The sequence below is a fragment of the Micromonospora sp. NPDC003776 genome (assembly GCF_053605645.1).
In genome coordinates this window covers 1-9,381 of record NZ_JBSGJR010000249.1, presented here as the reverse complement: position 1 = coordinate 9,381, position 9,381 = coordinate 1, and the positions used below count along the sequence as shown (strand labels likewise).

Here is a 9,381-nt window from a genome sequence, read left to right as displayed (position 1 = left end):
GCGGCTGCAGAGGGGAACGAAGCCGCAAAATCGATCATGCATCCACGGCTAGGCAGCAAGCGCCGCAACACACCCAATTAGCCAGCAGGATCCAGCTGGCCTACAAGACCTCATGGAACGGCGGCCAGCTCATCGTCGCCGACCGCTGGTATCCCTCCAGCAAAACCTGCTCGGGCTGCGGTGCGGTGAAAGCCAAGCTGCCGCTGCGTGTCCGAACCTACCTCTGCGACTCTTGCGGCCTGGTCCTCGATCGGGACCTGAACGCCGCGCGTAACCTCGCCGCCCTCGCGCATGAGGTCACCACCGCCGGGAGTGGCCCGGTGGCAGGACGTGGAGCCGACCATAAGACCCGCCCCGGCGGGCCGGTGGCCATGAAGCGTCAACCCGGCACGGCACCCGCCGGTCAGACCGGGACCGTCCCACCGCAAGGCGGGACTGCCAATCACGAGCTCACTAGAGCACACTGAAGGTAACGGATGCCGTCGATCAGACCGAGCCACAACTCATGGTCCGGGTCGCGGTAGGGCGACATCATCGACTCGTGGTCGAAGACCCGAATGAACACGCCGTCGACGGTGAAGAGGACCGTCCACTCGTCGCCGCTGCCGTTGCCCATCAGCGCCGCCTCATCCGTGCCCCAGGCCGGGTCGTAGGCGTAGTACGGTGCCCCACCGTCGATGACGCGTTCCAGCACGGCCAGTGCCTTGCAGCGCTCCCGCAACACCTCAGGGGTGGGCGGCGATGTCGTACACGGTCACCGGACGACCCTACGCCGCCAGGCGCTCGTCTCGAATGCGGTAGCGCCGCGCCGGCTCGGTCGCCATGATCGGGGCCGTGCTTGCTGAGCTGTGGCCCCTGTACGGCCTGACCATCGTCACCCCACGGCTGGAACTCCGCCTGCCCAGGGAGGAGGAACTTGCCACGCTCGCCCAACTGGCTGCCGACGGTGTGCACCGGCCCGACGAACGCCCGTTCCTGACCCCGTGGACCGACGGCAGCCCTGAAGACCGGGCGCGGTCCGTCCTGCAGGGCCACTGGGGTCAGCTCGCCGAATGGAGCGCGGCGGCCTGGAGCCTCGGACTGGCCGTCCTCCAGGACGGCAACCCGGTCGGCAAGGTCACCCTGCGCGCCCGCGACTTCGCGGTGGTCCGCGAGGTCACCACCTCCTCGTGGTTGGGGATCGACCACCACGGCAAGGGATACGGCACCGAGGCCCGCGTCGGTCTGCTGACGCTGGCCTTCGACCACCTCGACGCCCGTGCGGCGCTCACCGAGGTGTTCCAGGACAACCACGCCTCCCAGCGGGTGTCCCGAAAGCTCGGCTACGAGGCTGACGGCATCTCGGTCGACGCCCGCGGCGACGAGGCCCTCGTGTCCGACCGGCTCCGGCTCACCAGGCAGAGGTGGACCCAGCAGGAGCGTCCGACGGTGCGGGTGAACGGGGTCGCAGCGTGCCGGCCGATGTTCGGCTGCTGAGGAGCCAACGTATCGGGTCTGTGTCCTGCGATACGGTCATGGGTGTGCGCTTGCCGCCACTGCCGAACCCGGCTACTCCGCTCACGCCCGAGCGCATCGCCGCCGCAGCGGTGGGCGACCGGCCCATCGATGTTCCGCTCTCGGCGATCACGATCAGGCCGTACGACCCGGCGTGGCCGGCGCTGTACGCCGTCGAGCGGGGCCGGATTCTCAATGCGCTCGGCTCCCGCGCACTCGCCGTCGAGCACGTCGGGTCGACGGCGGTGCCGGGACTGGCGGCCAAGAACCGGCTGGACATCGACCTGATCGTGGCCGATCCGACCGACGAGGTGGCCTACGTGCCTGTACTGGACGCCGCTGGGTATGCGCTGCGGACCCGGGAACCGGACTGGTACCAGCATCGCTGCCTGTGGAACGAGGGCCACACGGTGAACCTGCACGTGTTCGGGCCGGATTGCGACGAGCACCTACGGCACCTGATTTTCCGCGACTGGTTGCGTACCCACCCGGACGACCGCGACTTGTACGAGTCAGAGAAGCGCCGCGCCGCCGCCGACAATCCCTGGTCCATGTCCGCCTACAACGCGCAGAAAGCCACCTCGATCATCTCGGTGCTACGGCGAGCGGGGCTTCGCCCGGCCGCAGCCGAACAGCCCCGGTGATGCTCACCGCTTGGGACGCCGAGGCGCAGGCCCTAATCGGCCGGGCGGTGTTCGAGGCGGGATCCCGGCTCCTCGCCGTGGAGCAGCTCCAGTACCCACAAGGTCTCCAGCGGGTCGACGGGGTCGCGCAGGGCGCGTAGGACGACCGGATGAGTGCAGCCGGCGGCTGCCAGCTGATCGGCCAGTTCGGCGGGGTTCGGACCTTCCCTGTTGTCGGCACCGAGAGCGGGCAGCGACCGCCAGGCGGAATCGACGGTTGCGTCGTAGGCAGCCACCACGTCGTTCATGAACGCTGCCCACTGCGGGAACGGAAACTCGCTGCTGTCCTGACTGCGCAGGGTGAGTGCCATGTCGTCCTCGGCGTCCGAGAGGGCCCAGCCGTCGGCGCTGGAAACCCACCGATAGCCGGATCCTCCGTAACGGCAGTCCCAGTGATCGAGCTGGTACGCCAGCCGCTCGGGCAAACTGGGGCCGAACCGCGGCTCCGGCAGCGGCGGTCCGTCGGTCAGCAGGTTCAGCGCGACAGCGAGCATCGGTCGGGCAACGCGGAACTCCGTGTCGGTGGTCAGCGGTGTGAAGCGTGACAACAGCGCGAGGAGCGGACCCGGATGGCGCAACTGCGGGTCGCGCAGGGCTGCGAGCCGGGCGATGTACTCCAGCTCGACCCAGCGGACGGTCCAGGGGAGGAACTGGGCGCAGTCGTCGTCGTAGCCCAGCTCGGGCAGCAGCTCATCCCCTTGCCGAAGGAAGAGCGTCATCAGGTTCGGGTTCTGCAGCATCCGAACCTCCAACGACAGGTCACCGACAGTCAGGAGCGCAAGCTCCGTCATCAGCTCGGGCGGGTCGTCGTCGAAGTCCTCCCAGGGGCGGTCGAGATACCCGTCCCAGAATCCGTAGTCCAGCACGATCCGCCGGATCAGATCACGGCTCGCGGGCACCACCACGGACTGATCCTCGCAGAGCTGGCGCCCGTGTCGAGGCACCACCGGAACCCGTTCGCATCGATGTCCGGCCGGAGGCCAGACTGCGGGCATGGAGTTCTTCTGCTACCACCGCGACCGCCCCGGCTCCGCGACGCTGCGCGGCGAGCTGCTGGAGGCGCACTGGTCGTACATGGACCGCTACTCGGACGGAATGATCGCTCGCGGTCCGACCTTCACCGACGACGGCACGCCGACCGGCAGCGTGCACATCGTCGACCTGCCCGATCCCGCCGCCGCCCGTAGGTTCGCCTTCGACGAACCCAACTACCAGGCCGGCGCGTACCGGGACGTCCTGCTGCGCCGCTGGCGCAACACGCTGGGCCGTACCATGTGGGATTTTCCCGGCGGCCGGACCGGCGGCAACCGCTATCTGGTGCTCGGCCTCGGCACGGGCCAGCCCGCCGATTTCGCGGCGCCGGCCGACCGGGAGGGCCTGATCGCGTACGGGCCGCTGCTGTCCGACGACGGCGACACCTGGGTCGGCACGGCGGCGCTGCTCCGCGCCCCGGACCCGGACGCCGCGCGCAGCGTGCTCACCCTGAACCGGTACGCCGACGTCGAGGTCCACAACTGGCGATTCGGCGGGCGCCCGTCCTGACCTGGCTGGCCGCCGCGGCGTGCCGAGCCCCGGGATACCGGCCGGCGCCAGCATTTGGCAAGGTGAGGATCATGGCACCGACCGCTGACTGGATCACCACGCCGATCACCGCGGAACTGCTGCGCGGCGCGCTCGACCTGGAACGCACCGAGCACGGCGTGCTGCCGCACCGGCTGCCGGCCCGGGCCCGCGCGCAGAACGTCGACCCGCAGGTCGCGATGGCCGAGGCCATGCCGTCGGGCGTCAGGTTGGTCTTCCGCACCCGGGCCACCCGGATCGAGTTGGACGTCCTGGCGACGAAGATGGTCTACCAGGGCGCCCCACCCCGCCCCGACGGCCGGTACGACCTGCTGGTCGACGGCCGCTTGTCCGGCCGGGCCACGGTGCGCGGCGGCAGGACGCTGACCATCGACATGACCACCGGCACGGCGAACACCGAGCCCGGTCCGGTCGGCACGATCCGCTTCACGGATCTGCCGGCTTGGGACAAGGATGTGGAGATCTGGCTGCCGCAGCGGGAGATCACCGAGCTGGTGGCGCTGCGGACCGACGCGCCGGTCGAGGCGGTCGGTGGCCGCAGTCGCCGGGTGTGGCTGCACCACGGCAGCTCGATCAGCCACGGCTCCGACGCGGAGAGCCCCACCGAGACGTGGCCGGCGATCGCCGCCGGGCTCGGCGGGGTGGAGCTGATCAACCTGGGGTTCAGCGGCAGCGCCCAGCTGGACCCGTTCACCGCCCGCGCGATGCGGGACACCCCCGCGGACCTGATCAGCGTGAAGATCGGCATCAACCTGGTGAACAGCGACGCGATGCGGTTGCGGGCGTTCACCCCGGCGGTGCACGGCTTCCTCGACACCATCCGGGAGGGGCATCCGGACACGCCGCTGCTGGTGGTGTCGGCCATCCTCTGCCCGATTCAGGAGGACACCCCGGGCCCCGGCGCCGCCGACTTCAGCACCGGAAAGTTGCAGTTCAAGGCCACCGGTGACCCGGCCGAGCGGGCGGCCGGGAAGCTGACGCTGACCGTCATCCGGGCGGAGCTGGCGCGGATCGTCGCGGCGCGGGCGGCCGACGACCCGCACCTGCACTACCTGGACGGGCGGGAACTCTACGGCGAGGCGGACTTCGCCGAGCTGCCGCTGCCCGACCAGCTCCACCCGGATCCGGCCGCGGACCGGCGGATCGGCGAGCGGTTCGCCGAGTTCGCCTTCGGCCCCCAGGGGCCCTTCGCGGGGACCGGGAACTCCTGAAGCGCTGACGCCACTGCGACCCGAGCCCCGTTGCTCACGTCGCGGTGTGCCACTCGCGGGCCAGCAGGCTGTAGACGACCAGGTCGCGCCGCTCCTCGGGAAAGGCCGCGTATTCGCGCAGGATGCCCTCCTGGGTGAACCCGAGGCGCTCGGCCACACTCCGGCTGCGGGTGTTGTCGGCGGTGGTCTGCAGGCCGACCCGTGCCAGGCCCAGCGGCCCGAAGGCGTGGTCGAGCAGGGCAGTGAGGGTCCGGGTGACCAGCCCGCGTCCCTCGAAACCGGCGTCGAGCCAGTAGCCCACCTCCGCCGACCGCGCCGGGGCGTCGATCACCAGGTTGGCCCAGCCGACCAGGCGCCAGCCGCCCTCCACCTTCACCGCGATGGACAGCGGCAACTCCGATCCGTCGAGCCACGCCCGGCCGGCCCGTTCGAGGTTCGCGCGCACCCCGTCGCGCGTCGGCGGCTCCTGGAAGGCGTCCGGGAACCAGCGGGCCAGCCGCTGGTAGTTGGCCTGCACCAGGGCGAAGTGTGCGTCGGCGAGCGCGGCCGTGCGCGGGATCAGGGCGACGTCGTCGCCGAGGGGCCAGGTGAACAGGGCGGCGGTTACGGTCGACACAATTGCTCCCCCGATCGGCGGCCGTGCCCGAAATCCTAGTTCGACTTTCACCCCCGTCCGGCTGCTGTCATGGCGTGGCCCTCGGCCCGGCCGGCCAACGGCTCATACCGTCTGATCCATTGGCTTTCGGCGGCCACGAGCCGACGGACGTATCCGGCGCCACAGCAGGAACGCGGCGCCGAGGACCACGACGGCGATGACCGCGTTCACGACCCTCGGCCACGGGCCGCGCTGCGGCCGCCCGGCGTCCCGGACCGTCAGGTCGGGCAGCAGACCGGTGGCGACGTGCAGATCGAACAGCTGGCAGCTCTGGGTGCCGAGCTCGCAGGTGCGACCGGTGTCGAAGCGGGCCAGGGTGCGACGGCCTCCGGCGCCGAGTTGCACCTCGGCCAGCGACGCCTGGCCTGCGTCGTTGACGGTCGCGACGACCACGCTGCCCGGCGAGCGCCACCCGAGCAGTTGCACCACGTCCGGAACCGGCGCGGGCGCCGTGCCGCCACCCGGGAAGGGCATGAACTGGACGTCCCCGGCCTTCCACAGGAACGTGCCGTGGCCGGTGTCGCCGCCGGAGCTGCCGTTGAACGGCCCGTCCGACAGCCAGGGCACGGTGGCGAGGAAGGCGCCGTCGGGCGACCAGCCGACCTCGGCCGCGAGTTCCCGTCCGCGCGGGACGGGGACGCTGCCGTACTCCCGGCCGTCGAGGTCGACGAGGTGGGCCGTCTGACCGACCTGCACGGCGAGGCGGCGACTGTCCGGCGCGAACGCCGCCGTCCACGCCGGTTTGATCGCCGGCAGTTCGCTGCTGCGCCCGGTCGACAGGTCGAGCAGCCGCAGCGTGCCGGTGCGGGCCACCTCCGCCTCGACGAAGTTGACGCTGCCGAACTCGCCGGAGCGGGTCAGCGGCGCCGCGCTGTAGGCGACGTGTCGGCCGTCGGGGGACCAGGCGAGCAGCCGTACGCCGACCGGTTCGCCGAGCGGGATGGACCGGCGCTTGCCGGTGGTCAGGTCGACGAGGGTCAGGTCGGCGGTCGCGCCGCGGTCGTCGCCGAGCAGCACCCGGGTGCCGTCCGGCGCGAGCAGCGCCGACGGCCGGTTGCGTTCCTCCATGGCGTCCACCCGCCGGTACGTGTCCCCGTCCGCCCCGACGACCAGTGACTGGAACATGTTGAACGCCTCGCCGTTGCCGTAGCCGTAGAGCGCGATGGCGCGGCCCGGCGGCGCCGACGTGACGGTGCTGGTGAACATCGAGTACCCGGCGAAGTGGTCCGGCAGGCTCGGCTTCGCGGCCGGGGCGGCCGGCTGGACGGGGATCCGGACGCCGGGCAGGACCAGGGCAGCCATCACGAGCACCACGACCGACCAGGCGGCGGCCACGCCGATCCGGTGGCGCCGCACGGAGCGGCGGCCCCGGGCGAGCACGGTGTCGAGGTAGCCGCAAGGCAGCGGCGGCGGGTCGTCGGGCAGGGTGGCGAACAGGTCTCTCATGGGGTGTCCGACCCTCCCGGCACGTAGTTGGGCAGCAGGCGGCGCAGCGCCGCGATGGCGTACGAGGTCTGGCTCTTGACCGTTCCGGTCGAGCAGCCGAGCGCCGCTGCGGTCTGCGCGACGTCGAGGTCTTCCCAGTAGCGCAGGACCAGCACGGCGCGCTGTCCGCGGGACAGCCTGGTGAGGGCGGTCAGCAGGTCGATGCGGTGTTCGGCGCCGGCCAGCGGGGTCGTGGGCGGTGCGGCCAGCTCGGCCACCGGCCGGACCCGCCGGGTCCAGGAGCGCTCCCGCTCGGCGAGGTAGGCGTGGACGAGCATCGCCCGGACGTAGGCGTCGAGCGAGTCCGCTGCCGCTGCCTTGCGCCAGTGCCGGTACAGCGCCACGAGGCACTCCTGCACCAGGTCGTCGGCGGCCGACCACTGCCCGCACAGCCGGTACGCCAGCCGTCGCAGCCACGGCATGCGCGCCTGCACGTACTCGACGTACTCTCGTTCACTTCGCAATCCGGCCTCCCACCCAGATTAGGAGTGGGCCGAGGCCCGTTTCGGTTGTGGCAGCTGATCGAAGTTTCGCCGGACCTTTCCGGCCGGGCCTGTCACGATCGGCGTCCGACCGGACATGAGGTGAACGTGAGCTCCGGGACTGAGCACGAGGAACACTTCCGCCGCGTCTACGCCGCCGACTTCGCGCCGCTGCTGGCGTACGCCGTGCGACGGGTCGAGCACCCGGAGGACGCGGCCGACGTCGTCGCGGAGACCTTCCTGGTGGCCTGGCGGCGCAGGCGGGAGATACCACCCGACGGCGAGGCGCGGCTCTGGCTGTACGGGGTGGCCCGGCGCGTGCTGGCCAACCACCATCGCAGCGGTGTCCGCCGGCAGCGGCTGGGTGAGCGGCTGCGGCAACGGATCGCGGCGGCCGTCGGCGCCGACCCGGGCAGTCAGGTCCCCGAACGGCTTGCCGTGCACGCCGCGCTGGCCCGGCTGAATCCGCTCGACCGGGAGGTGCTGATGCTCACCGTCTGGGAGGGCCTGGCGCCGCGCGAGGCGGCCATGGTCCTTCAGGTGAGCTCCGCTGTGGTCCGTACCCGCCTGTCGCGGGCGCGGGCCAGGTTGCGTGATCTCGTCGGTGACGATCTCGGCCCACCGGGACATGTACTCGACGTCCTGACCGTGTCAGCCCCGAAGGAGGGCAGATGACCGAGGAGCACCTCGACCGGATGGTTCGAGACGCCGATCCCTACCGGCCCGATGTCATCGGGCACCTCGACGGGGCGAAGCAGGCCCTCTTGGAGGAGATCATGTCCGTACCGACGTCCGATCGGGTCGTCGAACCAGCGCCGCCGCTCCCCCGGCCGCGCCACGGCGTCATTCGCCGCCTCGCCGTCGGGTTGACCGCGGCTGCGGTCCTCACCGGCGTCATTGCCGTCTCCACCGAGCTGCCCGAGCGGCCCGACGACCACCAGGCAGGTTCTGCGGGTACGCCGGGGGCGGGCACCGCCGTCGTCTACTCGCCGGTGGCGATGAAAGCCGCCGAGGAGAACCCGCGGCTGCTCATCGACCAGCCCGGGTGGCGGGTGACCACCGTCTACGGGTTCGCCGCGCAGCAGGGGACGATCGGGTTCCGCAACGGCGCGCGGCAGGTGGAGATGAACTGGTACCCGGCCGGCCAGTACGACGGCTACCACGCCGACCGACTCCACGTCAGCACGCCGGAGGCGGTGACGGTGGACGGTTGGGCGGGTGACCTGTTCCGCTACAACGACCACGACTTCGCGGTCATGCTCCGCCCCCGCGACGGCGTCTTCGTCGAGCTCCGGACCGGCAGCGCCTGGTCCCGCAAGGACTTCGACGAGGTTCTCACGCACATCGTGCGCGTTGACGTGCGCACCTGGCTGGCCGCGCTCCCGCCGGAGATCGTCACGCCAGCACGGGTGGACGACCAGGCGGCCAAGGTGCTGGCCGATGTGCCGCTGCCGCCGAACTTCGATGTCGCCGCACTGCGGGACGTCGGCACCAACGACGCCTACCAGTTCGGCGCCCAGGTGACCGGCCGGGTGGGCTGCGCCTGGATCACCGAGTGGCTGCGCGCGAAGCGCGCCGGCGACGACGCGGCACTGCGGCGGGCCGCCGACGCGTTGCGCAGCAGCCACAAGTGGCGGGTGCTGCACCAGATGAAGAGCGAAGGTGCCTGGCCGGAGGTGTTCTGGAAGACGGCCGACGAGGTGGCCGCCGGGCAGCCGTCAGCCGACTACGCCGAGGCGCTGGGCTGCGCCTGACCGTCGCACCCGCGGCACCGGCCGGGGCCGCGCCGG

Annotated in this window: 12 protein-coding genes; 7 read left to right on the top strand and 5 right to left on the bottom strand. The window is 71.4% G+C overall.

Annotated features, from left to right (window positions below):
- A partial coding sequence (locus ACWEVO_RS20220) for a zinc ribbon domain-containing protein (RefSeq protein WP_452309072.1) occupies nucleotides 1-467 on the top strand: 467 nt, incomplete at its 5' end.
- On the opposite strand, the gene ACWEVO_RS20215 is transcribed toward ACWEVO_RS20220, so the two are convergent.
- Complete coding sequence (locus ACWEVO_RS20215; RefSeq protein WP_452309071.1) at nucleotides 443-721, bottom strand: hypothetical protein; 279 nt, start codon at nucleotides 719-721, stop codon at nucleotides 443-445. The two genes, ACWEVO_RS20220 and ACWEVO_RS20215, sit on opposite strands and share 25 nt — an antisense overlap.
- A gap of 113 nt (nucleotides 722-834) precedes the next feature.
- On the opposite strand from ACWEVO_RS20215, the gene ACWEVO_RS20210 reads away from it, so the two are divergent.
- Nucleotides 835-1,476, top strand: a complete 642-nt coding sequence (locus ACWEVO_RS20210; RefSeq protein WP_452309070.1) for a GNAT family N-acetyltransferase — start codon at nucleotides 835-837, stop codon at nucleotides 1,474-1,476.
- Nucleotides 1,477-1,514: 38 nt separating this feature from the next.
- Complete coding sequence (locus ACWEVO_RS20205; protein WP_452309069.1) at nucleotides 1,515-2,138, top strand: GrpB family protein; 624 nt, start codon at nucleotides 1,515-1,517, stop codon at nucleotides 2,136-2,138.
- Between the two features lie 32 nt (nucleotides 2,139-2,170).
- On the opposite strand, the gene ACWEVO_RS20200 is transcribed toward ACWEVO_RS20205, so the two are convergent.
- Nucleotides 2,171-3,082: a hypothetical protein gene (locus tag ACWEVO_RS20200; protein WP_452309068.1), complete on the bottom strand. Its 912-nt coding sequence runs from the start codon at nucleotides 3,080-3,082 to the stop codon at nucleotides 2,171-2,173.
- 88 nt (nucleotides 3,083-3,170) lie between these two features.
- On the opposite strand from ACWEVO_RS20200, the gene ACWEVO_RS20195 reads away from it, so the two are divergent.
- Both ACWEVO_RS20195 and ACWEVO_RS20190 read left to right on the top strand, forming a co-directional pair.
- On the top strand, nucleotides 3,171-3,719 hold the full coding sequence (locus ACWEVO_RS20195) for a YciI family protein (RefSeq protein WP_452309067.1): 549 nt from the start codon (nucleotides 3,171-3,173) through the stop codon (nucleotides 3,717-3,719).
- A 71-nt stretch (nucleotides 3,720-3,790) separates the two neighbouring features.
- On the top strand, nucleotides 3,791-4,969 hold the full coding sequence (locus tag ACWEVO_RS20190; protein ID WP_452309066.1) for a GDSL-type esterase/lipase family protein: 1,179 nt from the start codon (nucleotides 3,791-3,793) through the stop codon (nucleotides 4,967-4,969).
- Between the two features lie 34 nt (nucleotides 4,970-5,003).
- On the opposite strand, the gene ACWEVO_RS20185 is transcribed toward ACWEVO_RS20190, so the two are convergent.
- The 3 genes from ACWEVO_RS20185 to ACWEVO_RS20175 all read right to left on the bottom strand — a co-directional run bounded on the left by ACWEVO_RS20185 (nucleotide 5,004) and on the right by ACWEVO_RS20175 (nucleotide 7,573).
- Nucleotides 5,004-5,585 carry a GNAT family N-acetyltransferase gene (locus ACWEVO_RS20185; RefSeq protein WP_452309065.1) on the bottom strand — a complete coding sequence of 194 codons (582 nt, stop codon included), beginning with the start codon at nucleotides 5,583-5,585 and terminating at the stop codon, nucleotides 5,004-5,006.
- A gap of 102 nt (nucleotides 5,586-5,687) precedes the next feature.
- Nucleotides 5,688-7,070, bottom strand: coding sequence for a hypothetical protein (locus ACWEVO_RS20180; protein WP_452309064.1), 1,383 nt, complete (start codon nucleotides 7,068-7,070; stop codon nucleotides 5,688-5,690).
- Entirely contained in the window at nucleotides 7,067-7,573 is a 507-nt protein-coding gene (locus ACWEVO_RS20175; RefSeq protein WP_452309063.1) for a SigE family RNA polymerase sigma factor, read from the bottom strand. Before ACWEVO_RS20175 ends, ACWEVO_RS20180 begins: the two co-directional genes overlap by 4 nt.
- 126 nt (nucleotides 7,574-7,699) lie before the next feature.
- Between ACWEVO_RS20175 and ACWEVO_RS20170 the strand changes: the two genes are divergently transcribed.
- Both ACWEVO_RS20170 and ACWEVO_RS20165 read left to right on the top strand, forming a co-directional pair.
- Nucleotides 7,700-8,266 carry an RNA polymerase sigma factor gene (locus ACWEVO_RS20170; protein ID WP_452309062.1) on the top strand — a complete coding sequence of 189 codons (567 nt, stop codon included), beginning with the start codon at nucleotides 7,700-7,702 and terminating at the stop codon, nucleotides 8,264-8,266.
- Nucleotides 8,263-9,345 (top strand): hypothetical protein, encoded by a 1,083-nt coding sequence (locus tag ACWEVO_RS20165; protein ID WP_452309061.1) that lies wholly within the window; start codon nucleotides 8,263-8,265, stop codon nucleotides 9,343-9,345. The genes ACWEVO_RS20170 and ACWEVO_RS20165 overlap by 4 nt, the downstream gene beginning before the upstream one ends.
- Nucleotides 9,346-9,381 lie beyond the last annotated feature (36 nt).

Excerpts from the sequence above, each read along its gene's own strand:
- ACWEVO_RS20195 (WP_452309067.1), top strand. The coding sequence starts at position 3,171 with ATGGAGTTCTTCTGCTACCACCGCGACCGCCCCGGCTCCGCGACGCTG.
- ACWEVO_RS20205 (WP_452309069.1), top strand. The coding sequence starts at position 1,515 with ATGGGTGTGCGCTTGCCGCCACTGCCGAACCCGGCTACTCCGCTCACG.
- ACWEVO_RS20180 (WP_452309064.1), bottom strand. The coding sequence starts at position 7,070 with ATGAGAGACCTGTTCGCCACCCTGCCCGACGACCCGCCGCCGCTGCCT.
- ACWEVO_RS20190 (WP_452309066.1), top strand. The coding sequence starts at position 3,791 with ATGGCACCGACCGCTGACTGGATCACCACGCCGATCACCGCGGAACTG.
- ACWEVO_RS20165 (WP_452309061.1), top strand. The coding sequence starts at position 8,263 with ATGACCGAGGAGCACCTCGACCGGATGGTTCGAGACGCCGATCCCTAC.